A 25,712-nucleotide genomic window follows, 5' to 3' on the forward strand; every position below is an offset into this window, starting at 1 on the left:
GGCCAACACGTGCAAGGATCCGGCCATGACAGCAGGTCTCGGTCCGGCCGTGCTCACGGGCCCGGTCCACGACGTCGCCGTCCTGGCGCTGCCCGGCTCCATCGCCTTCGAGCTCGGCCTCCCGCACCGGCTGCTGGAGTCCGCGGTCGACGCCGACGGGCACCGGCTCTACCGCGTGCGGGTCGCCACGCTCGACGGCGGGCCGGTCCGCACCTCCGCCGGGTACTCGATCACGCCCGAGCACGACGCCTCCCTGCTGGCCTCCGCCGGGACGGTCGTCGTCCCGGGGGTGCACGGGGGGCCGGCGATGACCGACGGCACGATCCCCGACGGGCTCGCCGACGCGCTGCGCACCGCCGCCGGGCACGCGCGGCTGGTGTCCATCTGCACCGGCGCCTTCGTGCTCGCCGCGGCCGGCCTGCTCGAGAGGCGCCCGGCCACCACGCACTGGATGCACGCCGAGACGCTGCAGCGGCTGTTCCCGGCCGTCCGGGTCGACCCCGGGGTGCTCTTCGTCGACGACGGCGACGTGCTGACCTCCGCCGGCAACGCCGCCGGCATCGACCTGCTGTTGCACCTCGTCCGCCGCGACCACGGCTGCGAGGTGGCCAACCGGGTGGCGCGGCGCAACGTCGTCGCCCCGTGGCGGGAGGGCGGCCAGGCGCAGTTCGTCGAGCGGCCGCTGCCCGAGGTGGGGGACATCGGTACGGCGGCGACCCGCGCCTGGGCCGTCGAGCGGCTGGGCGAGCCGCTGACGCTGGCCGACCTCGCCGCGCACGCGCGGATGAGCGTGCGGACCTTCACCCGCCGCTTCCGCGACGAGACCGGTCTGTCGCCGTTGCGCTGGTTGGCCGGGCAGCGGCTGGCGCTCGCCCGCCAGCTGCTGGAGTCCACCGACGCGCCGATCAACCGGGTCGCCGACGAAGCGGGCTTCGGCACGCCGGCGTCCCTGCGCCAGCACCTGCGGGCCACCATCGGGGTGGCGCCGGGCACCTACCGGCGCAGCTACCGCGGCCGCGGTGTGACCGGCCCCTCCCCCGTCTGACGGCACAGGCCGGCGCCGCGTCTGGTTGAGTAGCAGTACCGGCGTTGCCCTGCTGCCCATCCGGGGCGCAGGAACGGACGTCGGGCTGCGGCAGCGCCACCCCGGCGCGCCCGGCTGTCCGACGTCCCGCCGACGACGCGGTACCCGGCCCTGCCCCGTGCAGGGCCGCTGGTGCGCTCGTGCCGGGTCGCCCGACGGCGAACCGAGCACCGAGGAACACCCCATGACCCCGCACGACCGGTCCACTCCTGCCCCCGAGGGCACCCGCCGCCGCCGTGGCGGCCGCGGCCGGGGCAGCCGCCCCGACACCGCCCAGCAGGCCGCGCAGCAGCGGCCGGCGCCGACCGCCGCGGCGGTTCCGGCCGCGGTCGTCCCGGCCGGCGCGCCCGCCACCGTGCTGCCCACCGACGCCACCTTCGCCGACCTCGGCGTCCCCGCCCCGCTGGTCGAGGTGCTGACCGCCAGCGGCATCACCGCACCGTTCCCGATCCAGGTCGCGACGCTGCCCGACAGCCTCGCCGGCCGTGACGTGCTCGGGCGCGGACGCACCGGCTCGGGCAAGACGCTGGCCTTCAGCCTGCCGCTGGTCGCTCGCCTCGCCGCCTCGGTCAGCCGGCGGCAGCCGAAGCGGCCCCGCTCGCTGATCCTCGTCCCCACCCGCGAGCTGGCCAACCAGGTCGCCGCCGTCGTCGACCCGATGGCCCGCGCCCTGGGCATGAAGACGACGACGATCTTCGGTGGTGTCGGCCAGAACCCGCAGGTGCAGGCGCTGGCCGGTGGCATAGACGTCCTGATCGCCTGCCCCGGCCGGCTCGAGGACCTCATCGGCCAGGGCCACTGCGACCTCGGCGCCGTCGAGATCACCATCCTCGACGAGGCCGATCACATGGCCGATCTGGGCTTCCTGCCCGGCGTCAAGCGCCTCATGGACCGCACCCCGGAGGTCGGCCAGCGGCTGCTCTTCTCGGCCACGCTGGACAACGGCGTCGACGTGCTGGTCAAGCGCTACCTGAGCAACCCGGTCACGCACTCGGTCGACCCGGCCGTGGCCCCGGTCAGCACCATGACCCACCACGTCCTGCAGGTGCAGACCGCAGACAAGGCCGAGGTCGTCCGCCAGCTGGCGTCCGGGCTGGGCCGCAGCGTGCTGTTCACCCGCACCAAGCACCAGGCCAAGAAGCTGGCCAAGCAGCTGACCGCGTCGGGCATCCCGGCCGTCGACCTGCACGGCAACCTCAGCCAGAACGCCCGTGAGCGCAACCTCGAGGCGTTCACCACGGGTGCCAGCCGGGTGCTGTGCGCCACCGACATCGCGGCGCGTGGCATCCACGTCGACGACGTCGCACTCGTCGTGCACGTCGACCCGCCGGCAGAGCACAAGGCCTACCTGCACCGCTCGGGCCGCACCGCCCGCGCCGGTGCCGAGGGCGCCGTCGTCACCGTGTCGACGCCCGACCAGGCCGGCGAGGTCCGCACCCTGGCCCGCCAGGCCGGCATCGCCCCGAAGGTCAGCGTCGTCCGCCCGGGCGCGGCGGAGATCACCGAGCTGACCGGGCCGGCCGCCCCGCACGTCGAGCCGGCGCCCGCGCCGGAGCCCCAGCCGCAGGGCCAGGGCGGCGGCCGGCGCCGCCGTCCGGCGGGCGGGTCCGGTCGCTCCGGCGGCCAGCCGGGCACCGCGTCCGGCGGCGGGACGACGTCCTCTTCCCGCGGCTCGGGCCGCGCATCGGGTCCGGCGCGCACCCGGGCCGAGCTCGCGGCGCGCGCCGGAACGCACACGGCGGCGTCGTTCAGCGGCCGGTCCCGCCGCGGGGGCCGCTGACCGGCGGTCAGGATTGACCCCCGGGGTGGTGGGCACTGCAGTCCTCGACCAGGGCCAGGCCAGGCCCTGACCGTCTGCGACCAGCGAGGAGCACCATGGCACTGCCCATCACCCTGTCCGAGATCGCGCCCCGCATCTCGGCCGGCGCCTTCATCCTCAACAGCGGCCTGGGCAAGCGCGGCGCCGACGAGGGCACCGCGGCCGGACTGCACGGCTTCGCCTCCGGCACCTACCCGTTCCTCAAGAGCGTCGACCCGGCGACGTTCGCCAAGGCGCTGGCGTACGGCGAGATCGCCGTCGGGACGGCGCTGCTGACGCCGTTCGTGCCCACCGCCGTGGCCGGCGCGGCGCTGACCGCCTTCTCCGGCGGGCTGCTCGGCCTCTACCTGAACACCCCCGGGATGCGGAAGCCGGGCAGCCTGGCCCCGACCCAGGAGGGGCTGTCAGTGGCCAAGGACGTGTGGCTGCTCGGCATCGGCGTCGGCCTGCTCACCCGCGGCACCATCGACCGGGAGCCGCGCCGGGTGCGCAAGGCCGCCAAGACGCTGGCCAAGGCCAACAAGAAGGTCGCGAAGGCCGCCGCCCGCGCCGAGTGACACGACGCGGGGCCGGGGAGGACTCCCCCGGCCCCGCCTCACCTCGACAGGAACAGCCGGCCGACGATCCGGCATCGACGCACGCCCTGGCCGAGGGCCGCCCCGCCTCGTGCGCCGCGGCGAGCGCGGACGAGCGGCAGCCCCGGCGACGTGTACACCACCGTCATCGCCTGGTTCCGGACAGTGACGGAGAGCCCGCGCCGTCCTGCTCCCCGCGTCAGGGGGTTCCGCGCGGGTGCGTGAGCGTTGCAGCATCCCCGGCTACGGGGAGCCGCCGTCGGGGTGGGGTCCCGTCGGCTCCCAGGAGGTCCCGCGTGCCCCACGCGATCGGTCCCGCCCGCTCTGCCCGCCGCGTCGCGCCACTCGTCCTGGCCCTCGGGATCGGCCTGGTGAGCGGCTGCTCAGCGGAGGACGACGCCGCCGACGCCGCGCCCACGAGCAGCGCACCCTCGAGCAGCGCGGAGGCGAGCACCTCGGCCGCGGCTCCGACCTCCTCCTCGTCGAGCGCTCCGGCGGAGGCCGAGAGCGAGACGGTCTCGGTCAGCGAGGGCGAGATGTTCATCGAGCTCTCCGAGGACTCCTTCTCGGCGGGCACGTACTCCTTCGAGGTCACCAACAACGGCCGCATGCCGCACGACTTCGTCGTCGAGCAGGGCGGCAGCGACGTGGCCGGCACCGAGGTGCTGCAGCCGGGCGAGTCGGCCACGCTCGAGGTCGAGCTCGCGCCCGGCGACTACGTCTTCTACTGCTCCGTCGGCGCGCACCGCGCGGCCGGCATGGAGCTCCCGGTCACGGTCGCGGCCTGACGAAGGACCCCCTGCTCCCCGCCGCTCGGTGGAGGAGCAGGGGGTCCTTCCTCAGTTGCCGCTGGCGAAGGCCGCGTCGAAGGCGGCCGCCGGCGGGTCGAAGGCCAGCCGGCGCACGAACGCCAGCGCCTCGGGGGCGCCCACCAGGCGGTCCATGCCGGCGTCCTCCCACTCGACCGAGATCGGCCCGTCGTAGCCGATGGTGTTGAGCATCCGGAAGCAGGCCTCCCACGGGACGTCGCCGTGGCCGGTGGAGACGAAGTCCCAGCCGCGCCGCGGGTCGGCCCAGGGCAGGTGCGAACCCATCCGGCCGTTGCGCCCGTTGCCGACCTGCTTCTTCGCGTCCTTGCAGTCGACGTGGTAGATCCGGTCCTTGAAGTCCCAGATGAACGAGACGGGGTCGAGGTCCTGCCACACGAAGTGGCTGGGGTCCCAGTTCAGCCCGAAGGCCTCCCGGTGGCCGATGGCCTCCATCGTGCGGACCGTCGTCCAGTAGTCGTAGGCGATCTCCGACGGGTGCACCTCGTGCGCGAACCGCACTCCGACCTCGTCGAAGACGTCGAGGATCGGGTTCCACCGGTCGGCGAAGTCGCGGTAGCCGTCCTCGACCATCGACCCGGGGACCGGCGGGAACATCGCCACGGTCTTCCAGATCTTCGACCCGGTGAAGCCGACGACGGTGTTCACGCCGAGCCTGGCCGCCGCGCGGGCGGTCGTCTTCATCTCCTCGGCGGCCCGCTGCCGGACGCCCTCGGGGTCGCCGTCACCCCACACGCGGGGGTGCACCATGCCGCGGTGCCGCTCGTCGATCGGGTCGTCGCAGACGGCCTGGCCGTTGAGGTGGTTGGAGATGGCCCAGACCTTCAGGCCGTACTTGTCGAGCAGGGCGAGGCGCTCCTGCACGTACGCGTCGTCGATCGCGGCGCGCTCGACGTCGAGGTGGTCGCCCCAGCAGGCGATCTCCAGGCCGTCGTAGCCCCACTCGGAGGCGAGCCGGGCCACCTCCTCGAACGGCAGGTCGGCCCACTGGCCGGTGAACAGGGTGACGGGACGGGGCATCGTGGTCTCCTCTCGGTCGGCCTCGTCCCGGGCCCCGGCCCCCTGCGGGGTCCCGCGGCGGGCTTGCCAGCCGTGGGGGCAGGGGGTCCTCTTGCGAGGGGTGGGGAGGACGAGCGGCCCCCTGCAGGGGCCCGCCGCGAGCTTGCGAGTGGTGGGGGGTGGGGGGTCCTGTCTCAGATCTCGGTCCACACGGAGCGCGCGGCGGCGCTGCGCTCGACGGCGTCGAGCACCCGCTGCACCTGCAGCCCGTCGGCGAAGGACGGCGTGGGGTCCTCGCCCTTGGCGATGGCGGTGACCAGGTCGACGACCTGGTGGGTGAAGCCATGCTCGTAGCCCAGGCCGTGCCCGGCCGGCCACCAGGCGCCGACGTAGGGGTGCTCGGGCTCGGTGACGAGGATGCGCCGGAAGCCCGCGGTGGCGGCCGGCTCGTCGCCGTCGAAGAACTGCAGGACGTTCATGTCCTCGAAGTCGAAGGCCAGGCTGCCGCGCGAGCCGTTGACCTCGATCCGGATGGCGTTCTTCCGGCCGAGCGCGAAGCGGGTCGCCTCGAAGGTGGCCAGCGCCCCGCCGTCGAACCGGCCGAGGAAGATCGCGGCGTCGTCCACCGTGACCGTGCCGGTGCCCTGGCCGGCGACGCCGGACAGCGACCCCTCGGCCGCCGGCAGCGGCCGCTCCTCGACGAAGGTCTCCAGCAGCGCGCTGACCCCGGTGAGCCGCTGCCCGGTGACGTGCTGGGTGAGGTCGACGATGTGCGCGCCGATGTCGCCGAGCGCGCCGGACCCGGCCCGCTCCTTCTGCAGCCGCCACGACATCGGCGCCTGGGGGTCGGCGATCCAGTCCTGCAGGTACTGCGCGCGGACGTGCCGGATCTCGCCGAGCCGGCCCTGCGCGACCAGCTCGCGCGCCAGGCCGATCGCGGGCACCCGGCGGTAGGTGAAGCCGACCATCGACCGCACGCCGCGGGCGGCGGCACGGGCGGCGGCGTCGGCCATCGCCTCGGCCTCGGCGACCGTGTTGGCCAGTGGCTTCTCGCAGAGCACGTGCTTGCCCGCCTCGAGCGCGGCGATCGCGATCTCGGCGTGGGTGTCGCCGGGCGTGCAGACGTCCACGAGGCCGACGTCGTCACGCTCGAGCACGCGGTGCCAGTCGGTCTCGGTCGACGTCCAGCCCAGCCGTCCGGCGGCGTCGGCGACGCGGACGGCGTCCCGGCCGGCCAGCACGGTGAGCTCGGGACGCAGCGGCAGGTCGAAGAAGTGGGGGGCGGTGCGCCAGGCCTGGGAGTGCGCAGCGCCCATGAAGGCGTAGCCGATCAGGCCGACGCCGAGGGTCGGGGTCATGCGGTCTCCTCGGTCGGGTCGCCGGGTGCCGCTCGTCGCGGCACCCGGCGACTCCGCATCAGCGGGTCAGGACTCGAACGCGGCGTCGATGTACTGGTCGACGTTGTCGGCGGTGACGACCGGGGCGTCGAGCACGATCCGCTGCGGCACCCCCTGGGAGGAGAGGTCGGACAGGCTCTTGCCCTGCGCGATCAGCCGGGCGAGCGCGATCCCGTCCGCGGCCTGGGTGTGCGGGTAGATGACCGTCGCGTCGAGCACCGACTGGCCGCCCTGGATCTCGCGCATCGCGTTGGCCGACCCGGCACCACCGACCATGAAGAACTCGTCCCGGCCGGCGTTGGTGATGGCGGCCAGGACACCGACGCCCTGGTCGTCGTCGTGGTTCCAGATGGCGTCGATCTGCGGCGCGGCCTGCAGCAGGTTGGCCGCGGTCCGCTCCCCGCCCTCGACGGTGAAGTCCGCCGCCACGCGGTTGTCCACGTTGAGGCCGCACTCGGACAGCGCGTCGGCGAAGCCCTGGCTGCGGTCCTGCGTCAGGGGCAGCGAGTCGATGCCGGCGATCTCCGCGACGACCGCGTCGGGCTGGTCGCCCAGCTGCGTGCAGATGTACTGGCCGGCCGAGACGCCCATGCCGTAGTTGTCGCCGAGGACGGTGGCCCGGGCGGCGAAGGGGCTGTTGAACTCGCGGTCGACGTTGACGACGGTGATGCCGGCCTCCATGGCCCGCAGTGCGACCGGGGTGAGCGCGGCGCCGTCGAAGGGGAGCAGCACGATCGCGTCGACGCCCTCGTTGATGAAGGTCTCGACCTGGCTGATCTGGGTGCTGACGTCGTTGGTGCCCTCGGCGACGCTCAGCTCGACGTCCCCGTAGCGCTCGGCCTCGGCCTGCGCGGCCTGGCTGATGCCGGCCATCCAGCCGTGGTCGGCGGCCGGGGCGGAGAACCCGATGCGCACCGTCTCGCCGGCCTCGTCGTTGGGGCTGGCGGCCTCGCCTCCGCCCCCGCCCCCGCCCCCGCCGCCGGAGGCCTCGGGGGTGTTGCTCGTGCAGCCGGCGACCAGGACGCCGGCGCCGAGAACGGCGAGCGCGGTCGACGTGACACGACGGAACGGGCGCTGCCTCGCTGCAGACATTTTCTCTCCTCGGGAATCGCCTCCCTGGCTGTCGTCGGCCAGGTGGTGGGTCGTGCGGGTGGTGCCGGTCCGGGACGGGTGCGCCCCGGACCTCGTCAGGGGCGGTCGGTCGTCGCGCCGGGCGCGAGGCCGCCGGGGCCGCCGGGGGTCGCGCCGCCGGAGACCGTGCCGGCCGCGCCGGCCGGGGCGGGCGGGCTGCCGGTGCCGGAGCCGCGGCCGAGCCGGCCGAGGCTGAAGGAGCCGGTCGCCAGCCGCATCTGCAGCAGGACGGCGACGACGATGATCACGCCGCGGGCGACCGCCTGGGCGGAGCTGGACAGGTTGTTCAGCGTGAAGACGTTGCCGAGCGTGGTGAAGATCAGCACGCCCAGGACGGTGCCGACGATGGTGCCGCGGCCGCCGATGAGCAGCGTGCCGCCGATGACCACCGCGGCGATCGCGTCGAGCTCGTAGAGCGTGCCGTGGGTGGAGCTGCCGGTCGTCGTCCGGGCCATGAGCATGACCGCGGCGATGCCGCAGGTGACGCCGGAGAGCACGTAGAGCCACATGGTGTGCCGCTGCACCCGGATGCCGGCCAACCGCGCGGCCTCGGCGTTGCCGCCGACGGCGAAGGTGCGCCGGCCGAACGTCGTGCGGTTGAGCAGCACCCACCCGGCGATCGCGACCAGCGCGAAGATCACCACGAGCGTGGGGACGCCGAGGACGTCGCCGGAGAAGAAGGCCAGGAAGTCGCGGTCCTGCACGATCTGGGTGCGCCGGTTGGCGATGATCTCCGCCAGGCCGCGGGCGGCCGCCAGCATGGCCAGGGTGGCGATGAAGGCGACGAGCTTGCCGTAGGCGATGACGATCCCGTTGACCAGCCCGCACCCGGCGCCCACCAGGAGCGCGGTGACCACCATGACGATCCAGTGGAAGTCCGCCGCCATCGCCTGGGTGGCCAGCGTCGTCGCCCACACCGAGGACAGCGCCACGATCGCGCCCACCGAGAGGTCGATGCCGCCGCCGATGATCACGAACGTCATCCCGATGCTCACCACGCCGATCACGGCGGCCAGCCGCAGGATGGTGAGCACGTTGTCGACGGCGAGGAACCGGTCGGGGGCGGTGGCGGTGCCGACGATGCAGAGCACCGCCAGGGCGACGACCAGGCCGAGGTTGCGGCCCACGGGACCGGCGAGGAACCCTGCCCCGCTGCGGCGCCCCGCCGTGCCGGAGGGCTGCCGGGGAGCGTCCGTCCCCGTCGCCACGGTCGTGCTGCTCATGCCACGTCCCCTTCGCGCTGTGCGTGCTCGTCGTCTCGCGTGTGCATCGGGCCGCCGTGGGCGGCCGCGTCCTCCATGACCAGGTCGAGCACCCGGTGCTCGTCGAGCGCGCCGGCCGGTTCCTCGGTGAGCACGCGGCCGTCGCCGATGACCAGGACCCGGTCGGCCAGGCCGAGCACCTCGGGGATCTCGCTGGAGACCACGACGACGGCCACGCCGCGGTCGGCCAGCCCGCGGATCAGCGCATACATCTCCGAGCGGGCGCCGACGTCGACGCCACGGGTCGGCTCGTCGAGCAGCAGCACCCGGCAGTCGCGCAGCAGCCAGCGGGCCAGCACGACCTTCTGCTGGTTGCCGCCCGACAGCGTCCGGACCTCCCGGTCGACGTCGGCCGGGCGGACCTCCAGCGCGGTCACCTGCTGCCGTGCGGCCTCGGCCTCCGCGGACCGGGACAAGAAGCCGGCGCGGGCGAACCGGGCCAGGCTCGAGAGGCTGATGTTGCGCGAGATCGACTCCCCCAGCAGCAGCCCCTGGCTCTTGCGCTCCTCGGGAGCCAGGCCGACGCCGGCCGAGACCGCTGCGGCGACGTCCCCCGGGCGCAGCCGCCGGCCGCCGACACGGACCGTGCCGGACGTCGGGCGGCGGGCGCCGTAGACGCTCTCGAGGATCTCCGAGCGCCCGGAGCCGACCAGGCCGGCGAGGCCCACGACCTCGCCGGGGCGGACGGTGAAGGAGACGTCGGCGAAGGAGCCGCGCAGCCCCAGCCCCTCGACCTCGAGCAGCGGGGCGGCGTCGAGGTCGGGGTGCTCCCGCCGCTCGGGGAAGACGTACTCGATGTCGCGGCCGGTCATCAGCGTGATGACCTCGCGGGTCGGGGTCTCGCGGGCGGGCAGGCCGGTGGCGACGGTGCGGCCGTCCTTGAGGACGGTGATCCGGTCGCCGACCTCGCGGATCTCCTCGAGGCGGTGGGAGATGTAGACGACGGCGACGTCGTGGGCGGTGAGGTCGCGGATCACCGCGAACAGCCGCTCGACCTCCTCGCTGTCCAGGACGGCCGACGGCTCGTCCATGATGATCAGCTTCGCGTCCTGGGAGAGGGCCCGGGCGATGCTGACCATCTGCTGCGCGGCCGCCGGCAGCGAGCCGACCTCGGCGGTGGGCCGGATGTCGGCGTGGCCGAGGCGCTCCAGCAGGCGGGCGGCGGCGCGGTTGGCCGAGGACGGCCGGGTGAGACCGAGCCGCGCGTGCTCGCGGCCGAGGAAGACGTTGTCGGCGACGGTGAGACCGGCGACCAGGTCCAGCTCCTGGTAGATGGTCGCGATCCCGAGCGACATCGCCGCCTGCGGGTCGGTGAGCCGGACGGGCTCCCCGCGCCAGCTGATCCGGCCGGCGTCGGGCTGGTGCGCCCCGGCGAGCACCTTGATCAGCGTCGACTTGCCGGCGCCGTTCTGGCCGAGCAGGCAGTGCACCTCCCCCGCCCGGACGTCGAGGTCGACCCCGTCGAGCGCCCTTACGCCCGGGAACGACTTGACGACGCCGTGCACCTCCAGCAGAGGAGGCACCCCGGCGCGGGGAGGATGAGAGACAGCCACTGCGACACCACCCGAACTTCTGCTCAACACTGACCATTAGTCGGCTGAGGCGAGAACATAAGGGGCGGTGCCGGACGTGGTCAAGGCCACTGAACGGGGGGTTGCCGAAATGAGACCCGATGGCATGGCGGACCTCCCGGACCGCACCGAGGGGTCCGCGCAGGCGCGACGCAACGTTTCCGCGAGCGAGCGGGGCTCGGCGCCTGGCGCGGTGTCCAGGTGAGCCGCCCTGCGAGGCGGCGCGAGGAGTGGGGGCCGCAGGCTCCCCGCGATCGAGTGCCGGGAGGGCTCAGCGACGGCCGGGGACGGCACCTGGCCGCGGTGTCGGCCGGTGGGCCGACCGTGTCACCGCGCGAGGGCCTGCTCGACCGACTCCTCGTCGAGGAAGCCCTCGATGGCCATGAGGGCGGCGCCGACCCGGCCGGAGAGCTCGGGCGCCTCGCTGACGGTGATCTCCAGGGCGCGGGCGGCCAGCGGCATCGACCGCCGGTACACCGACTCCCGGATGCCGGCGAGCAGCGGGACGCCGGCCTGGGCCACGCCGCCGGTCACGACGATGCGGTGCGGGTTGAAGAAGTTGACCAGCGCCGCGAGCACCGTGCCGATCGTCCGCCCGGCCTCGCGGACCAGCTCGATCGCCGCGCCGTCACCCTGGGCGGCGCGCTCCACGACCTCGCGGGTGGTGCTGACCGGGAGCCCCGCCGCGACGGCGTCGCGGAGCAGCGCGCCACCGCCGGCGAGCGCCTCCAGGCAGTTCTCCTGGCCGCAGCGGCAGGTCACCAGCCGCCCGTCGGGCGTCGTCACGTGGATGTGCCCGATGTCCCCGGCGCTGCCCTGCGCCCCGCGGTAGACCCGCCCGTCGACGATGACGCCGCAGCCGATGCCGGTGCCGACCTTGACGACCAGCACGTCCTGCACCGACCCGGCGGCGCCCATCTCCCCCAGCGCCATGACGTTCACGTCGTTGTCGACGTAGACCGGGCACTCGTAGCGGCCGAAGGCGCTGGGGATCGGGAAGTCGTGCCAGCCGGGCATGATCGGCGGGTGGGACGGGCGCCCGCTGGAGTGCTCCACCGGGCCCGGGACGCCGATCCCCACGGCGCACACGTCGGCCGGCTCCAGGCCGGCGTCGGCGAGGACCAGCTGGGCCAGCCGGTCGACCTCGGCGAGCACCGGCCGGGGCCCGTCGGCGATGTCGATGGGGTGGCCGACCGTGGCCAGGACCTGCGCCGAGAGGTCGGTGACGGCGACGTCGACGCTCGTGACGCCCAGGTCGACCGCGAGCACGCAGCCGGCCCGGCTGTTGAACTGCAGGAGTGTCGGCGGGCGCCCGCCGGTGCTCCAGCCGCGTCCGCCCTCGGCGAGGAGGTTGGCCGCGATCAGCTGGTCGACCCGGGCGCTGACGGTGTTCCGCGAGGCGCCGGTCAGCGCCACCAGCTCGGCCCGGCTGCGCGCGCGGCCGGTGCGGACGTGCCGCAGCAGCGCGCCGGCCGAGGCGGAGGAGGAGGCCACGAGCACATCGTGTCACGCAGCGGCCACCCATCCGAGTGCTCGGGCCACCTGCGCTCCCCGTCGTCAGGCGCCCGGGAGCTGCTGCGCCGCGGCCTCGCGCACGAGGGCCGCGACCTCCCCCGGGTGGGTCATCGGGGTCAGGTGCGCCGCGCCCGGCAGCTCGACCAGCCGGCCGGAGGGCGCGGCCGCGGCCACGGCGGCGGCCCAGTCGTGCGCGCAGAGCCGGTCGCGGGTGCCGCGGACGACGGTCACCGGGACGCCGACCGTCCGAAGCCGGACGTCGATCCGGTCGGGCGAGGCCACGGCCCACAGCTGCCGCATGGCCCGCGGCCCGGTGTGCAGCCACTGCGGCAGCGCCAGCAGCGCGTGCGGCCACCGCTCGCGGACGGCCGTGGCCAGCCACCGCCGGACGAGCCTCGCGGCAGAGCGCAGCCGCGGGTCGGTGGTCGGCCCCAGCAGCACCAGCCCGGTGACGCACGGGTCACCGGCCAGGGCGGCGACCACCTGACAGCTCTGGGAGTGGCCGACCAGCAGCACCGGCCCTCCGCCGAGCCGGTCCCGCAGCAGGACGGCGAGCTCCTCGAGCGACGGCACGGGGCCGGGCAGCCCCATCCCCGGCAGCAGGATGACGTCGGCCGGCAGCAGCTCCCGGAGCCGGGCCGACGAGCGCCCGTCGAGCCCGAGCCCGGGGACGAGGACGGGCCGGGTCGCGGGATTCGGCACCGAAGCGGTCTACCGCGCCGGCGTGAGGCGCTCACCAGCGGGTAGGACGGCGCACTGTGACCTGGATCGCTCCGGAGCGTCAGGCCCCGGGGACCCCGAGGTGGGAGACTTATTCATCATGACGACATCACCTGTGGCCGGCCCCGTCGGCGCCTCCCCGTCCGGTCGGCCCAGGGTCGTCATCGTCGGCTCCGGCTTCGGCGGGCTGTTCGCCGCCAAGGCGCTCAAGCGGGCCCCGGTCGACGTCACCGTCATCGGCAAGACCAGCCACCACCTGTTCCAGCCGCTGCTGTACCAGGTGGCCACCGGCATCCTGTCCGAGGGCGAGATCGCACCGGCCACCCGCGAGATCCTGCGGCACCAGAAGAACGCCCGGGTCGCGCTCGGCGAGGTCACCGATGTCGACCTGGCCGCCCGCACGGTCACCTCGACCATCCTGGGCCGCACCACGGTGCACCCCTACGACGAGCTGATCGTCGCCGCCGGCGCCGGGCAGTCCTACTTCGGCAACGACCGCTTCGCCGTGTTCGCGCCCGGCATGAAGAGCATCGACGACGCCCTGGAGCTGCGCGGGCGCATCTTCGGCGCCTTCGAGCTGGCCGAGCTCGCCACGGACCCGGCCGAGCGCGACCGGTTGCTCACCTTCGTGGTGGTGGGCGCCGGTCCGACCGGTGTGGAGATGGCCGGACAGATCGCCGAGCTGGCCCACCGCACCCTGCGCCGCGACTTCCGCAGCATCGACCCGACCCAGGCCCGGGTCATCCTGCTCGACGCCGCCCCGCAGGTCCTGCCGCCGTTCGGCGAGAAGCTCGGCGAGCGCGCCCGCCGGCACCTCAACGAGATCGGCGTCGAGGTCCAGCTCGGCGCGATGGTCACCGACCTCGATGCCGACGGCCTGGAGGTCAAGGACCGCGACGGGCAGGTCCGCCGCATCCAGGCGGCCACCAAGGTGTGGGCGGCGGGCGTGCAGGCCAGTCCGCTCGGGCGGCTGCTCGCCGAGCAGTCCGGCGCCGAGATCGACCGCGCCGGCCGCATCAACGTGCTGCCCGACCTCACCCTGCCCGGGCACCCCGAGGTGCACGTCGTCGGCGACATGATGGCGCTGGACAAGCTGCCCGGCGTGGCCCAGGTCGCCATCCAGGGTGGGCGGTACGCCGCCGACCAGATCACGCGGCGGATCGCCGGGCGCGAGGCGCGCGGCCCGTTCCACTACCGCGACAAGGGCAACATGGCGACGATCTCCCGGTTCTCCGCCGTCGCCGACATCAAGAACCTCAAGTTCGAGGGTTTCTTCGCCTGGGTGCTCTGGCTGGTCGTGCACCTGATGTACATCGTGGGCTTCAAGAGCCGGGTCACCGCGGTGCTGCACTGGATGGTCAGCTTCCTGGGCCGCAGTCGCGCCGAGCGGGTGGCCACCCAGCAGCAGGTGTACGGACGGCTGGCCCTGGAGGAGCTCGGCCCGGGGTTCGCGGTCGGCAAGACCGGCGGCCGGAAGGACCCGCAGGCACCTCCGACGGACATCACCGAGCGCAGGTCCGCCTGAAGAAGGACCCCGTCCTCCCCACCCTTCGGAGAAGGACCCCGTCCTCCTCACCGCTCGCAGGCTCGCGGCGAGCCTCTGGACGGGGCCAGCGGGGCCCGTGACGGGGCCATCGCGCTCACGGCTCAACCGGGTCCGCCCAGCCAGGTGGTGAGGGCGGCGGTCACGTCTCCGGGCCGGACGACGTGGCCGCCGTCGAACTCCTCGTAGGTGACCTCGTACCCGCTGGTGCCCAGCTCGCGGGCCAGCCGCCGTCCGCACCGCGCGACGGGGAGCACGCGGTCGTCGGTGCCGTGGGAGATCCAGATCCGCGGCCGGCCCGCCAGCCGCGGCGGGACGGCGAACCCCGGGGAGAAGGCCAGGACCGCCTCGGCGAGGTCGCCGTTGGCCAGCCCGAGGCTGAGCGCGTACGAGGCGCCGTCGGAGAAGCCGCCGAGAGCCACGCGGCTGACCGGCTGGCGGGCGAAGACCTGCTCCAGGGCCGCGTCGAGCACCGCGACGTCCCGGCCGAGGCCGCCGGCGATGAGGTCCCAGGTCGAGGCGACCGACGACGGGGCCAGCACCAGGGCGTCCCGCGCGGTGGCCGGGTCGCCGACCAGGGCCACGGACTGCGCCGCCGTGCCCCCGGCGCCGTGGAAGAACACCAGCAGGGGTCGCGGCCGGGGCGGCCCGTCGGGGACGACGAGCTGCGCCTGCGCGTGCGGCCCCAGCTCCAGCGTGCGGATGCCCGGTGGGTACGGCACCGCGGCCGGTGTGGCCGGCGGACGGGCTGCGAGCCGTCCCTCCGCGGCGTGCGGGAGCGCCATGACCGGGCCCTAGACCGCGTGCGCCAGCGGCGGCACGTGCTCGTCGGCCCGCTCCAGGTGCAGCGGCTGCAGGGGCGCGGTGTCCTCCAGGTAGACGAAAGCGTCGTAGCGCTCCCCCAGCACGGTCGGCACGTAGTTGCCCCACTTCTCCCGCTCGGGCCGGTAGACCACGCCGATCGCCCGGTGGTCCAGCCGGCGCTCCAGCTCGGCCGGCTGGGAGCCGTCGCGGCTCCACACGAGCAGCGCGTCGCGGCCCAGCTCCTCGTGCAGCAGCGCCTCGAGGCTGCCGGGCCGGGCCTCGGGCACCGGCATCCGCTGCATCTGCGCGCCCCACTCGCTGCCGGCGATGACGCCGCCGCGGTACCCGCCGAAGCCGACCAGGACGACGTCGTCGAGGCCGTGCCGCTCGCGCAGCAGCTGCCCGACGTTGGTCATCCCGACGTCGGCCATGTCGGTGGCACGGGCGTCCCCGATGTGCGTGTTGTGCTCCCAGATGACGGCCTTGTCCCCGGCATGGGCGAGCAGCCGGTCGAGGACGTCGACCATGTGGACGTCGCGGACGTTCCACGACTCCGCCGAGCCCTGCACCATCGCCCGGTAGTAGCGCTCCGCGTCGACGACGACCGCGGCGTTCTGCTCGGCGGAGAAGCGGGCCTCGGGGTCCCCCTCGGACTCTTCGCGGCCGCGCTCCTCGCACAGGTGGTGCAGCAGGTCGACGGCGGCCTGCTCGCAGGAGGTCGGCGCGAAGCGGCTGGCGAAGGCGTACTCGGCGCCGTCCTCCCCGAACGGCTCGAAGCAGCGCAGCGCCCGGACCGCCGTGTCCACGTGCTCGGGCTCGTTGTCGCGCAGCCAGCCGACGAGCTCCTGCATGGAGTCCCAGAGGCTGTAGACGTCCAGGCCGTAGAAGCCGACCCGCTCGCCCTCGGCGCGCTCGGCGTTGACGTCACGCAGCCACCGGCAGAAGTCGACGACGTCGTCGTTGGCCCACATCCAGGTCGGCCAGCGGGAGAAGGCGTCCAGGGCGTCACGCGGGTCCGCGTCGGCACCGGGGCGGTGCTTGACCGAGCGGTTGACCCGGTAGCAGTCCGGCCAGTCGCCCTCGACCGCGACGAGGCCGAAGCCACGCTCGGTGATCAGCCGGCGGGTCAGCGCGGCCCGCCAGGCGTAGTACTCGTGCGTGCCGTGGCTGGCCTCGCCGATCGCGACGATGCGCGCGTCGCCGACCCGCTCGAGCAACGGGTCGAGGTCGGCGGGGTCCCGCAGCGGCAGGGCCAGGTCGCGGACGCCTGCCATGGCGCTACTCCGCGCTGCCGGGCTCGGCCATCTTCGCGTGCCCCTTGGCCTTGAGCCCGTCCGGCAGGACCGAGTTGACCACCGCCTGCGCCTTGCTCATCGCCGAGCCGCCCAGCACCTTGCGCTCGCCCTTCATCAGGCCCGCGAAGCCCTGCTCCGCGACCTGCGCCGGATCGTCCTTCGGGCCCTGGCCGAGCGTGGTGTCCATGAGGTCGCCGCGTTCGAAGAACTCGGTGTCGGTCGGCCCCGGCATCAGCGAGGTGACCGTGACGCCGGCGTCCGCCAGCTCCTCGGCGACCGCCTCGGCGAAGGACTGGACGAACGACTTCGAGGCGTTGTAGACGGCCTGGTAGGGCCCGGGCATGGTCGAGGCGACCGATGAGGTGAACAGCACCCGCCCCTCGCCGCGGGCTGCCATGTGGCGCAGCACGTGCTTGGCGAGCAGGACCGTGGAGCGGACGTTCAGGTCGATGATCGCCAGCTCGTCCTCGATCAGGTTCTCGACGAAGGGGCCGCCCTTGCCGACCCCGGCGTTGAGGGCCGCGGCGGCGAGCGGCCGGCCGGCGGCCTGGACGGCGTCCCACAGGGCGTCGACCCCGGTGGCGGTGCTCAGGTCGGCCTGGAAGCCCGACACGGCGGTGCCCGAGCTGCGCAGCTTCGCCGCAGCGGTGTCGATGGTGGGGTCCTCGGCGGTGACGAGCAGGTCGAAGCCGTTCTCGGCGAACTGGCGGGCCAGCTCGAAGCCGATGCCGCTCGAGGCGCCGGTGACGAGGGCGAGGGGTCGCGGTTCGGTCATGCGCGTCCCCTACCCCGGCGGCCCGCGCGTCACCCCGCCCCGGCGGCCCCGTCCCGCACCACCTCGGCGGCCACCGCCCGCGGGTCGCCGGTGCGCGCCCAGATGGCCCGCTGCCGCGCGGCCGAGGTGCCGCGCTCCCAGAGCCGGTCGAGCAGCGCGGCGACGTCGTCCTCCTCGCCGTGCGCGCGCAGGTCGTCGGCGAGCTCGGCGACCAGCGCGCCCACGGCGCCCCGCGCGGGCACCGGCTCGCCGCGCACCGGGTCGAACAGCTCCCCGCCGAGGCCGTCGCGGGCGGCCCGCCAGCGGGCGGCTCGCAACAGCTCCGGACGCGGCCCGTCGAACGGTTCACCGCGCTCGGCGGCCGGCCAGCACCCGCACCAGCGAGCGGGCCAGCGCGGCGTGCAGGACGGCGGCGTCGAGGTCGGTGCAGACGTCGGCCAGCCGGAACTCCAGCGTCGGCCAGCGCGCCGAGGGCCGCACGTCCCAGTACAGGTGCCGGCCGTCCTGCACCACCCCGGAGCGGACCAGCCCGTCGACGACCTCGCGGAACCGCTGTTCGCTGCCCATGGGCTCGGGCGGCCCGGCGTTGGGCCAGTGCGACCACCACACCGTGCGCCAGGACTCGTAGCCGGTGTCCGCGCCGTCGTGGAACGGCGAGCTGCCGGTCATCGCCAGCAGCACCGGCAGGTACGCGCGCACGCGGTCCAGGACCGCGACCGCCGTCCCGACGTCGGGGACGCCGACGTGCACGTGGCAGCCGCAGATGTCCTGCCGGAGGGCCAGCGCGCCTCACCGCTGTGCCCTGTCCCGGTACCGCGGTGCGGCGGTGAGCCGCTGCTCGCGCCAGGTGCCGAACGGGTGGGTGGAGGCGGCCAGCAGGGCCAGCCCGTCACGGGCCGCGGCGGCCGCGGCCTCCGCACGGGTGGCGCTCAGCTCGGTGCGCAGCTCGGGGAGGGTGGCGCAGACGCCGGTGGAGGTCTCCAGCTGCGTGCTGACGATCTCCGGGTGCACGTGCTCCCCGGCGTCGCCGGCCAGGGCGGCCGCCACGACCGTGGTGCCCGGGGTGAGCACGAGGGTGTCGGGGTCGACCAGGTGGAACTCCTCCTCGACGCCGACCGTGACCCCCGGCTCCGTCCCCGGGCCGCCTCCCCGGCTCACGGCTCGGCGAACCAGGCGAAGCCGAGGCCCGGGACGACGACCTGCCCCTCCCGCACCGGGAGGACGCCGTCGCTGCCGTGCACCTGCTCGAAGCCGCCGAAGCCGGTGACGGTGTCGGCGTCCACCGCCTGCGGGAACGCCGAGAAGTTCGCCAGCCCGACGAAGGTGCCGCTGCGCGGGTGCTTGCGCCGCCACACCAGGACCGCGTCGCTGCCGGCGTCCACCACTGTGGACTCCACCCCGCCGCGCAGCGCCAACTGCGCGCGGCGCACCTCGCCCAGCCGGTGGAGCTCCCGCCACACCCGGCCCTCGAGGGTCGCCGGGTCGCTCCGGCGGGCGGCGGCCTCCCAGTCCATCGGCGGGCGGTGCATCCAGCGGTTGTCCGGGGCCAGCGCGGGGTCGGCCAGGTAGCCCGAGTCGTTGCGCAGCGCCAGCTCGTCGCCCATGTAGAGCAGCGGGATGCCGCCGTACGCGTAGGCGACCGAGTACAGCAGCACCAGCCGGCGGACCCCGGCGTCCAGCGCGGCGTCGTCGCCCGCCTCGAGCGCGGCCTCGATGCCGCACAGCGACGCCGCCGAGCCGGAGACCCGCGCGTCGCCGGTGACCTCGTTCTCCTGGAACAGCGCGCCGCGGGCGAAGGAGCCCGGGAAGCGGCCGGAGTAGAAGTCGTTGAGGAAGCGGCGGTGGGCGAAGCCGTCGAGGCCCACCGCTGCGGCGTCCTCGTCGGCGACCGCCCATCCGATGTCGTCGTGGCCGCGCACGTAGGTGCACCAGGTGGCGGTCGGCGGCACCGGCCGCATCCGGCGCAGCGCCTGCCGGGCCAGCCGCACGTCCTGGGTGGCCAGGCTGCTCCACAGCAGCACCATGAGCTGGTTGTGGTAGGCCAGCTCGCACTCGGGCCGGTAGCGGTCGTGCCCGCCGAGGTACCCCACCAGGTCGTCGGGCGAGACGATCGCCTCCGCCTTGAAGATGACGCCGGGGGCGGCCAGCCGGGTCAGCGCGTGCAGCAGCTGCAGCAGGCTGTGGCCCTCGGGCTGGTTCTGGCAGCTGGTGCCCAGCCGCTTCCACATGAACGGGACGGCGTCCATGCGGAACACGTCGACGCCGCGGTTGGCCAGCCAGGTGATCTCCCCGAGCATCGCCAGGGTGACCTCGGGGTTCGAGTAGTCCAGGTCCCACTGGTACGGCCAGAACGTCGTCCACACCCAGCCGCCGGCGCCGCCGCAGGCCTCCGGTACCCAGCTGAACGAGCCCGGCGCCCGGTCGGGGAAGACCTCGGGGATCGTCGCGTCGTAGGCGTCGGGCAGCGTGCGGTCGGGGAAGGCGGTGTAGAAGCCGGCGTAGGCCGGGTCGCCGGCCAGCCAGCCCTGCGCCCAGGCGTGCTCCCGGGCGGTGTGGTTGAGCACCAGGTCGATGCACAGCGCCATGCCGCGGTCGTGCAGTGCGCCGGCGACGTCCTCGAGGTCGCTCATCGTGCCCAGCCGCGGGTCGACCGCGCGGTAGTCCAGCACCGCGTAACCGCCGTCGTTCTCCCCCGGCCGCGGCCGCAGCAGCGGCATGAGGTGCAGGTAGGTCGTACCGAGCTCGGCCAGGTGGTCCAGCCGGCCGGGGAGCCGGTCGAGGGTGCCGCAGAACCGGTCGACGTAGCAGACGTAGCCCTGCACCCGGGACCGTTGGAACCACCCCGGGTCGACCTCCCGGCGCCGGTCGATGCGCCGCAGGGCCTCCGGGCGCTCGACGGCGGCGGCCAGTGCGCTGCGCAGCGCGCGGGCGAAGAGCTCGTCGGCGGCCTCCGCGTAGAGGGTGGCCAGCGGCTCGTGGACGTCGTAGAGCGCGAGGTCGGCGCGGGCGAGGAAGGCGTCGCCCTCCGCCGGGCCGAGCGCGGCGACCGCCTCGGCCTCCAGCTCCGGCCGCAGCTGCGTCCACGCCTGTTCCGCCGCAGCTCGACGGGCGGTCGCCGGGATCGTCACGGCGTCAGTATCGGGCCGCTGTTCGCCCACGGCATGACCGCTCCCCCAGCGCCCGGAGGAGGCGTTCACTGTGTAAGCGAGTAATCAGGAGGTTGCCATGGGCCCGTCCCCGGAGCCGGACACGGCGTCCGCCCTGGACGCCTACTCGCAGGTCGTCACCGCCGTCGCGGCCGAGCTCACCCCGCACGTCGCGGCCCTCCAGGTGACCGCTCCCGACGGCCGCGGCGGCGCCGGATCGGCGGTCGTCGTCCCGGGTGAGGGGCTGATGCTCACCAACGCCCACGTGGTCGGGCGATCCCGGTCGGGGAGGGCGGTGTTCGCCGACGGCAGCGAGACCGCGGTCGACGTCGTGGGCGCCGACCCGCTGTCCGACCTCGCCGTCGTCCGGGCGCGGGGTGCCACTCCCCCGCCGGCCCGGCTCGGCGACGCGTCGACGCTCCGGGTGGGCCAGCTGGTGGTCGCCGTCGGCAACCCGCTGGGGTTGGCCGGCTCGGTGACCGCCGGGGTGGTCAGCGGCCTGGGCCGGTCGCTGCCCACGCGCGACGGCCGCACCGCACGGGTGGTCGAGGACGTCATCCAGACCGACGCCGCGCTCAACCCGGGCAACTCCGGCGGGGCGCTGGCCGACTCCGCCGGCCGGGTGGTCGGGGTCAACACCGCGGTCGCCGGCTGGGGGCTCGGCCTCGCGGTGCCGGTCAACGACACGACCCGGCGGATCGTCGACGCGCTTGTCCGCGACGGCCGCGTCTGCCGCGCCTTCCTCGGCCTGGTCAGCACGCCGGCACCGCTGCCCGCGGCGCTGGCCGAGCGCACCGGGCGCCGCCGGGGACTGCGCATCGTCGACGTCGTCCCCGGGTCGCCGGCCGACCGGGCCGGGCTCAAGGCCGGCGACCTGGTGCTCGAGGCCGGACGCCGGCCGGTCGCCGAGGCGCAGAGCCTGCAGCGGCTGCTGTTCGACGAGGCGATCGGCCGGCCGCTGCCGGTGACCGTGCACCGTCGCGGCGCGATGGTCGACGTCATCACCGTGCCGACCGAGCTCACCGGCGGATGACGGCCGACACCGGCGGGTGACACGGAGTGAGCCCGGCCTCCCCCGGTCGGGCGGCGGGGGCTCCCCCCATCGGGTCGGGTCGGTTCCGCAACGCTGCAGAGCGTCGCCGGGGCGGCTGATGCTGGCCCGGACGGACGGGGGGTCCATGCACACGCTGCGGCCAGGTGGCTTCGCGCTGCTCGCACTGCTGTACGCGGTGAGCGCGGTGCTGTGCGCCGTGGGGGCGCTGGTGCCGGTGTCCGACCGGTCGCCGGTCGCGCTGCTGTGGGGCCTGGCCGCGCTGACCGCCGCCGGGTCGGTCGTGCTCTGGCTGGGTCGCGACCGGCTGGGGCCGTGGGCGCTGCACGCAGCGGTCCTGGTGGCCTCCGCGGCACTGGGCCTGCTCACCTGGCGCGCGGCGACCGCGGTGGGGATCGTCGGGCTGGGGCCGGCGATGGTGTCGGTCGGCGTCTTCAGCGGGCACTTCTTCTCCCGCCGGGCGGCGCGGGTCCACGTCGGGGTGCTGCTCGTGCTCACCACGGCCGGTGCCGTCGCCGCGGCGCCCACCGGGTACCTGCCCCTGTGGCTGACCACGGTGGTCACCGTCGTCGTCCTCACCGAGGTGCAGTTGCGCATCTCCGGTGACCTGCGCCGCGCCGCGGCCACCGACCCGCTGACCGGGCTGGCCAACCGGCGCGCCTGGCAGGCGGCGGCCGACCGCGGCCTGGCGCACGCGCAGCGCGGCGACGAACCGTTCACGGTGGTGCTCATCGACCTCGACGACTTCAAGGCCGTCAACGACCAGGCGGGTCACCGCGCCGGCGACGCCCTGCTGCAGGAACTGGCCACCGCGTGGAGCGCGCGGCTGCGGCTGTCGGACCTGCTGGGCCGCTACGGCGGCGACGAGTTCGTGCTCAGCCTGCCCGCCACCGACGCCGCCCGCGTCGAGGACCTGCTGGCCCGGCTGCGGGCGGCCCACCCGGCGCCCTGGTCGGCGGGGACGGCGACCGCCCGGCCCGGCGACACCCTCGCCGAGCTGCTCGTGCGCGCCGACACCGACCTCTACCGCAACAAGCGCCGCAAGCGCGGCGGCTGACGACGCCGGGACGGCCCCCTCCCACCCGCCGACCGCCCCGGACGTCGTCCCGCCGGTGATCATGGGGCTGTTGCCGACGACACGCGCCGGCACGCCGGCCGAGGCCGGAACAAGTCCATGATCGACATGGTGGGAGCCGGACCGAGCGCCGGGACGGCGACGGGACCGCGGGGCTTCCGGCACTGTCCGGTCCCCCGGCGCGGTGGCAGCGTCCCCGGCGGACCCGGGAGGCGGCATGGCGACGATCGTGGTGTGCGGCGGCGGGGTGGTCGGCCTGTGCGCGGGGCTGATGCTGGCCGAGGACGGGCACGAGGTCACCGTCCTGGAACCCGACCCGGCCGACCCTCCCGGGACGTCCCGCCAGGCGTGGGACGGCTGGCGGCGCGCCGGCGTGGCCCAGTTCCGCCAGCCGCACACCCTCCTCCCCCGCTTCCGTCAGGTAGTCGACCGGGAGCTGCCCGGGCTGACCGAGCGGCTCGCCGATGGCGGGTGCGTCCGGGTCGACTACCTCGAGTCCCTGCCGCCGTCGATCGCAGACCGCGCGCCCCGGCCGGGCGACGACCGCTTCCGCTTCGTCACCGGGCGTCGTCCGGTCACCGAGGCGGTCGTGGCGGCCGCCGCGGAGGAGCACCCGCGGCTCTCGGTCCGCCGCGGGGTGCGGGTCGCGGGGCTCGTACCCGGCCCCTCGGCGCTGCCCGGCGTCCCGCACGTCGCGGGGGTGCGCACCGTCACCGGCGAGGAGGTCGCCGCCGACCTGGTCGTCGACGCGACGGGACGCCGGTCGCCGAGCGCGGACTGGCTGGCCGAGCTGGACGCCCGCCCCGCCCGGGTGGAGAGCTCGACCAGCGGCTTCGTCTACTACACCCGTTACTCCACCGGCCCCGAGCAGCCGCGGCGGATCGGTCCGCAGCTGGCGCCCGTGGGCAGCATCTCGCTGATCACGCTGGGCGGGGACAACGACACCTGGTCGGTGACCGTCTTCGGGCCGGCTCGCGACGCCCCGCTCAAGGCGCTGCGCGAGGCGGAGGTGTTCGACCGGGTCGTGGCCGCCTGCCCGCGGCATGCGCACTGGCTGGACGGCCGGCCGATCACCGGTGTGCTCGCGATGGCCGGGGCGCTGGACCGCTACCGGCGCCTGGTGGTGGACGGCGTCCCCGTGGTGACCGGCTTCGTCGCGGCGGGCGACGCCTGGGCGTGCACCAACCCCTCGGCCGGGCGCGGCATCTCGGTCGGGGCGCTGCACGCGCAGCTGCTGCGGGCCGCGGTGCGCTCGTCGCTCGACGACCCGGGTGAGCTGGCACGGGTCTTCGACGAGGCCACCGAGCGGGAGGTCACGTCGTTCCACCGCGGCCAGCTGGCCGCCGACCGGGCGCGGATCACGGAGATGGACGCCCTCCGTGCCGGCCGCGAGCCCCCGCCGCCCGACCCGGTGCGCGCCGGGCTGCTGGCCGCCGCGGTGGCCGAGCGGCTGGCGGCCCACGCCGGCGAGCCACCGCCGGGAACGCCCGGCCCGGACCGGAGGCAGCTGTTGGACCTGCTCGCCGGCTGACCGGCTCCGGTCAGGGACGCCGCCAGTCGTCGGAGGTCAGGTGGGACCCGGCCATCGGGCCCATCTGCAGCATCCCGCCGTCGACGGCGTAAGAGGACCCGGTCACGTAGCCGGCCTCCGGGGAGGCGAGGAAGGCGACCACGGCGGCCACCTCGCGGGCGTCCCCGGGACGGCGCAGCGGGACGCCGGGCCGCTCGTGCCCGGGAGCGGCCGGGTCCTCGTCCTCCTGGCCGGTCATCGGGGTGGCGATCTCGCCGGGCGCGACGGCGTTGACCGTGATGCCGTGCTCGGCCAGCTCGATCGCGGCGACCCGGGTGAGCAGGCCCAGGCCGCCCTTGGCCGCGCAGTAGGCGGCGGCACCGACCCGCGGCTGGTGCTCGTGCACGCTGGTGATGTTGACGATCCGCCCGCCGCGGCCGGCGGCGACCATCCGCCGGGCGGCCCGCTGCAGGCACAGGAACGCGGCGTCGAGGTCGGTGGCCAGCACCTCCCGCCAGGTGGCGAAGTCCGTCTCGAGGACCGTCGACATGTGCCCGGTGCCGGCGTCGTTGACCAGGACGTCGACCCCGCCGAGGGCCTCGGCCAGCTCGTCGACGACGTCGGCGGCCTCGGGCAGCCGCGTCAGGTCGACGTGCCGGACCTCGGCGCGGCGCCCCACCCCGCGCACCTCCTCGGCGGTGGCCTCCGCGGCCTCGCGCTGCCGGTACCAGGTGATGCCGACGTCGCAGCCCTGCCCGGCCAGCGCGACGGCGGTGGCCCGGCCGATGCCCGACTCGGAGCCGGTGATGATGGCGACGCGGCGTGCGGGGTCTGTCATGGCCCGACGCTAGGTGAAGGACCCCTCCGCCCCCCACCGCTCGCAAGCTCGCGGCGGGACCCTGCAGAGGGGCCTCCCGAGACCGACACCCGATCGCAATGCGCTCCCCATCCGGCCGGGACCCGGACGGGGTAACGACGGAGCATGACAGCCGGCCGCCGTTCCGCACTCGTGACCGTCGCGGCGCTGCTCACGGTGCTGCTCGGTGGGTGCGTGGCGGTGGAGGTCCCGGTGTCCGGACCGGCCCCCGGGCCAGACGCGCCGACCTCCACCCCGCCGCCCGCGGAGGCCTCCGCCGCGGAGCAGGAGATGGCGCGGGACGTCCTCGACCGGGTCAACGACGAGCGCGCCGAACGCGGGCTGGCACCAGTGGAGTGGGACGAGGAGCTCGCGGCGGTGGCCCGCAGCTGGAGCGCCGAGATGGCGCGCACCGAGCAGCTGAGGCACCAGGACATGGGTGCGCTGCTCGCGCGGGAGGAGCTCTCCGACCTGCAGGGGATCGGCGAGAACGTCTTCCAGTCGACCGGTCCGGTCCCGGCGGGCACCATGCACGCGGGCTGGATGCGCTCCGACGACCACCGGGTCAACGTGGTCAACCCGGGCTGGGACCGGTTGGGCGTCGGCGTGCACTGCGCGGAGGACGGGTCGGTGTGGGCCACCCAGCAGTTCGGGCGGACGACGGGCTCCGACCTGCCTGCCATCGCCACCACGACGCCGCCACCAGAGCCCCTCGTCCACCCCGAGGACGACGGACCCGGCTGTGGCTGACGGCGGC

The 25,712-nt window shown here is 75.0% G+C and carries 22 protein-coding genes and 1 pseudogene; 9 read left to right on the forward strand and 14 right to left on the reverse strand.

What is annotated here, in order from left to right:
* Nucleotides 1-25: 25 nt before the first annotated feature.
* The 4 genes from GOBS_RS18720 to GOBS_RS18735 all read left to right on the forward strand — a co-directional run bounded on the left by GOBS_RS18720 (nt 26) and on the right by GOBS_RS18735 (nt 4,266).
* Entirely contained in the window at nt 26-1,045 is a 1,020-nt protein-coding gene (locus GOBS_RS18720; protein WP_012949841.1) for a GlxA family transcriptional regulator, read from the forward strand.
* 223 nt (nt 1,046-1,268) lie between these two features.
* Nucleotides 1,269-2,864, forward strand: a complete 1,596-nt coding sequence (locus GOBS_RS18725) for a DEAD/DEAH box helicase (RefSeq protein ID WP_085949939.1) — start codon at nt 1,269-1,271, stop codon at nt 2,862-2,864.
* 95 nt (nt 2,865-2,959) lie between these two features.
* Nucleotides 2,960-3,460, forward strand: a complete 501-nt coding sequence (locus tag GOBS_RS18730) for a hypothetical protein (protein ID WP_012949843.1) — start codon at nt 2,960-2,962, stop codon at nt 3,458-3,460.
* A gap of 314 nt (nt 3,461-3,774) precedes the next feature.
* Complete coding sequence (locus tag GOBS_RS18735) at nt 3,775-4,266, forward strand: cupredoxin domain-containing protein (protein ID WP_012949844.1); 492 nt, start codon at nt 3,775-3,777, stop codon at nt 4,264-4,266.
* Between the two features lie 51 nt (nt 4,267-4,317).
* On the opposite strand, the gene GOBS_RS18740 is transcribed toward GOBS_RS18735, so the two are convergent.
* The 7 genes from GOBS_RS18740 to GOBS_RS18770 all read right to left on the reverse strand — a co-directional run bounded on the left by GOBS_RS18740 (nt 4,318) and on the right by GOBS_RS18770 (nt 12,882).
* Nucleotides 4,318-5,325: a sugar phosphate isomerase/epimerase family protein gene (locus GOBS_RS18740; RefSeq protein ID WP_012949845.1), complete on the reverse strand. Its 1,008-nt coding sequence runs from the start codon at nt 5,323-5,325 to the stop codon at nt 4,318-4,320.
* A gap of 173 nt (nt 5,326-5,498) precedes the next feature.
* Nucleotides 5,499-6,662, reverse strand: a complete 1,164-nt coding sequence (locus tag GOBS_RS18745; protein ID WP_012949846.1) for a Gfo/Idh/MocA family protein — start codon at nt 6,660-6,662, stop codon at nt 5,499-5,501.
* A gap of 66 nt (nt 6,663-6,728) precedes the next feature.
* The gene (locus GOBS_RS18750; protein ID WP_012949847.1) at nt 6,729-7,793 is read right to left on the reverse strand and encodes a substrate-binding domain-containing protein; all 1,065 of its coding nucleotides are present in this window, start codon (nt 7,791-7,793) and stop codon (nt 6,729-6,731) included.
* A 95-nt stretch (nt 7,794-7,888) separates the two neighbouring features.
* Nucleotides 7,889-9,055, reverse strand: a complete 1,167-nt coding sequence (locus tag GOBS_RS18755) for an ABC transporter permease (protein ID WP_012949848.1) — start codon at nt 9,053-9,055, stop codon at nt 7,889-7,891.
* The gene (locus GOBS_RS18760) at nt 9,052-10,617 is read right to left on the reverse strand and encodes a sugar ABC transporter ATP-binding protein (RefSeq protein ID WP_012949849.1); all 1,566 of its coding nucleotides are present in this window, start codon (nt 10,615-10,617) and stop codon (nt 9,052-9,054) included. The genes GOBS_RS18755 and GOBS_RS18760 overlap by 4 nt, the downstream gene beginning before the upstream one ends.
* A gap of 375 nt (nt 10,618-10,992) precedes the next feature.
* Entirely contained in the window at nt 10,993-12,159 is a 1,167-nt protein-coding gene (locus tag GOBS_RS18765; protein ID WP_085949940.1) for an ROK family protein, read from the reverse strand.
* A gap of 63 nt (nt 12,160-12,222) precedes the next feature.
* The gene (locus tag GOBS_RS18770; protein WP_012949851.1) at nt 12,223-12,882 is read right to left on the reverse strand and encodes an alpha/beta fold hydrolase; all 660 of its coding nucleotides are present in this window, start codon (nt 12,880-12,882) and stop codon (nt 12,223-12,225) included.
* A 118-nt stretch (nt 12,883-13,000) separates the two neighbouring features.
* Here GOBS_RS18770 and GOBS_RS18775 point away from each other — a divergent pair, with 118 nt between their 5' ends.
* Nucleotides 13,001-14,425 (forward strand): NAD(P)/FAD-dependent oxidoreductase, encoded by a 1,425-nt coding sequence (locus GOBS_RS18775; protein ID WP_012949852.1) that lies wholly within the window; start codon nt 13,001-13,003, stop codon nt 14,423-14,425.
* Nucleotides 14,426-14,547: 122 nt separating this feature from the next.
* Here the strand turns inward: GOBS_RS18775 and GOBS_RS18780 are convergent, their stop codons facing one another.
* From GOBS_RS18780 to GOBS_RS18800, 6 genes and pseudogenes are all read right to left on the reverse strand, one after another.
* Nucleotides 14,548-15,228 (reverse strand): alpha/beta hydrolase, encoded by a 681-nt coding sequence (locus GOBS_RS18780; RefSeq protein WP_012949853.1) that lies wholly within the window; start codon nt 15,226-15,228, stop codon nt 14,548-14,550.
* A gap of 9 nt (nt 15,229-15,237) precedes the next feature.
* Nucleotides 15,238-16,521 (reverse strand): erythromycin esterase family protein, encoded by a 1,284-nt coding sequence (locus tag GOBS_RS18785; protein ID WP_012949854.1) that lies wholly within the window; start codon nt 16,519-16,521, stop codon nt 15,238-15,240.
* 4 nt (nt 16,522-16,525) lie between these two features.
* Nucleotides 16,526-17,317: an SDR family NAD(P)-dependent oxidoreductase gene (locus tag GOBS_RS18790; protein WP_012949855.1), complete on the reverse strand. Its 792-nt coding sequence runs from the start codon at nt 17,315-17,317 to the stop codon at nt 16,526-16,528.
* A gap of 29 nt (nt 17,318-17,346) precedes the next feature.
* The gene (locus tag GOBS_RS25705; protein WP_481808251.1) at nt 17,347-17,637 is read right to left on the reverse strand and encodes a glutamate-cysteine ligase family protein; all 291 of its coding nucleotides are present in this window, start codon (nt 17,635-17,637) and stop codon (nt 17,347-17,349) included.
* A 25-nt stretch (nt 17,638-17,662) separates the two neighbouring features.
* A pseudogene (locus tag GOBS_RS28985) lies at nt 17,663-18,475 on the reverse strand (carboxylate-amine ligase).
* Nucleotides 18,472-20,445: an alpha-amylase family protein gene (locus GOBS_RS18800; protein WP_166487456.1), complete on the reverse strand. Its 1,974-nt coding sequence runs from the start codon at nt 20,443-20,445 to the stop codon at nt 18,472-18,474. The pseudogene GOBS_RS28985 and the gene GOBS_RS18800 overlap by 4 nt, the downstream one beginning before the upstream one ends.
* 97 nt (nt 20,446-20,542) lie before the next feature.
* On the opposite strand from GOBS_RS18800, the gene GOBS_RS18805 reads away from it, so the two are divergent.
* From GOBS_RS18805 to GOBS_RS18815, 3 genes are all read left to right on the forward strand, one after another.
* The gene (locus GOBS_RS18805; protein ID WP_012949858.1) at nt 20,543-21,496 is read left to right on the forward strand and encodes a S1C family serine protease; all 954 of its coding nucleotides are present in this window, start codon (nt 20,543-20,545) and stop codon (nt 21,494-21,496) included.
* 145 nt (nt 21,497-21,641) lie between these two features.
* The gene (locus GOBS_RS25720) at nt 21,642-22,571 is read left to right on the forward strand and encodes a GGDEF domain-containing protein (RefSeq protein ID WP_049788384.1); all 930 of its coding nucleotides are present in this window, start codon (nt 21,642-21,644) and stop codon (nt 22,569-22,571) included.
* 235 nt (nt 22,572-22,806) lie between these two features.
* Nucleotides 22,807-24,120 (forward strand): FAD-dependent oxidoreductase, encoded by a 1,314-nt coding sequence (locus GOBS_RS18815; RefSeq protein ID WP_012949860.1) that lies wholly within the window; start codon nt 22,807-22,809, stop codon nt 24,118-24,120.
* Between the two features lie 10 nt (nt 24,121-24,130).
* On the opposite strand, the gene GOBS_RS18820 is transcribed toward GOBS_RS18815, so the two are convergent.
* Complete coding sequence (locus tag GOBS_RS18820; protein WP_012949861.1) at nt 24,131-24,937, reverse strand: SDR family oxidoreductase; 807 nt, start codon at nt 24,935-24,937, stop codon at nt 24,131-24,133.
* Nucleotides 24,938-25,081: 144 nt separating this feature from the next.
* Here GOBS_RS18820 and GOBS_RS18825 point away from each other — a divergent pair, with 144 nt between their 5' ends.
* Nucleotides 25,082-25,705 (forward strand): CAP domain-containing protein, encoded by a 624-nt coding sequence (locus GOBS_RS18825; RefSeq protein ID WP_012949862.1) that lies wholly within the window; start codon nt 25,082-25,084, stop codon nt 25,703-25,705.
* Nucleotides 25,706-25,712 lie beyond the last annotated feature (7 nt).

Source organism: Geodermatophilus obscurus DSM 43160, assembly GCF_000025345.1.
Taxonomy (GTDB): Bacteria; Actinomycetota; Actinomycetes; order Mycobacteriales; family Geodermatophilaceae; genus Geodermatophilus; species Geodermatophilus obscurus.

Bases quoted from the DNA above. Each gene is read 5' to 3' on its own strand.
- GOBS_RS18775 (WP_012949852.1), top strand. From the start codon at position 13,001: ATGACGACATCACCTGTGGCCGGCCCCGTCGGCGCCTCCCCGTCCGGT.
- GOBS_RS18745 (WP_012949846.1), bottom strand. From the start codon at position 6,662: ATGACCCCGACCCTCGGCGTCGGCCTGATCGGCTACGCCTTCATGGGC.
- GOBS_RS18730 (WP_012949843.1), top strand. From the start codon at position 2,960: ATGGCACTGCCCATCACCCTGTCCGAGATCGCGCCCCGCATCTCGGCC.
- GOBS_RS18755 (WP_012949848.1), bottom strand. From the start codon at position 9,055: ATGAGCAGCACGACCGTGGCGACGGGGACGGACGCTCCCCGGCAGCCC.
- GOBS_RS18805 (WP_012949858.1), top strand. From the start codon at position 20,543: ATGGGCCCGTCCCCGGAGCCGGACACGGCGTCCGCCCTGGACGCCTAC.
- GOBS_RS18820 (WP_012949861.1), bottom strand. From the start codon at position 24,937: ATGACAGACCCCGCACGCCGCGTCGCCATCATCACCGGCTCCGAGTCG.
- GOBS_RS18815 (WP_012949860.1), top strand. From the start codon at position 22,807: ATGGCGACGATCGTGGTGTGCGGCGGCGGGGTGGTCGGCCTGTGCGCG.
- GOBS_RS25720 (WP_049788384.1), top strand. From the start codon at position 21,642: ATGCACACGCTGCGGCCAGGTGGCTTCGCGCTGCTCGCACTGCTGTAC.
- GOBS_RS18750 (WP_012949847.1), bottom strand. From the start codon at position 7,793: ATGTCTGCAGCGAGGCAGCGCCCGTTCCGTCGTGTCACGTCGACCGCG.
- GOBS_RS18740 (WP_012949845.1), bottom strand. From the start codon at position 5,325: ATGCCCCGTCCCGTCACCCTGTTCACCGGCCAGTGGGCCGACCTGCCG.
- GOBS_RS18780 (WP_012949853.1), bottom strand. From the start codon at position 15,228: ATGGCGCTCCCGCACGCCGCGGAGGGACGGCTCGCAGCCCGTCCGCCG.
- GOBS_RS18725 (WP_085949939.1), top strand. From the start codon at position 1,269: ATGACCCCGCACGACCGGTCCACTCCTGCCCCCGAGGGCACCCGCCGC.
- GOBS_RS18790 (WP_012949855.1), bottom strand. From the start codon at position 17,317: ATGACCGAACCGCGACCCCTCGCCCTCGTCACCGGCGCCTCGAGCGGC.
- GOBS_RS18720 (WP_012949841.1), top strand. From the start codon at position 26: ATGACAGCAGGTCTCGGTCCGGCCGTGCTCACGGGCCCGGTCCACGAC.
- GOBS_RS18785 (WP_012949854.1), bottom strand. From the start codon at position 16,521: ATGGCAGGCGTCCGCGACCTGGCCCTGCCGCTGCGGGACCCCGCCGAC.
- GOBS_RS18825 (WP_012949862.1), top strand. From the start codon at position 25,082: ATGACAGCCGGCCGCCGTTCCGCACTCGTGACCGTCGCGGCGCTGCTC.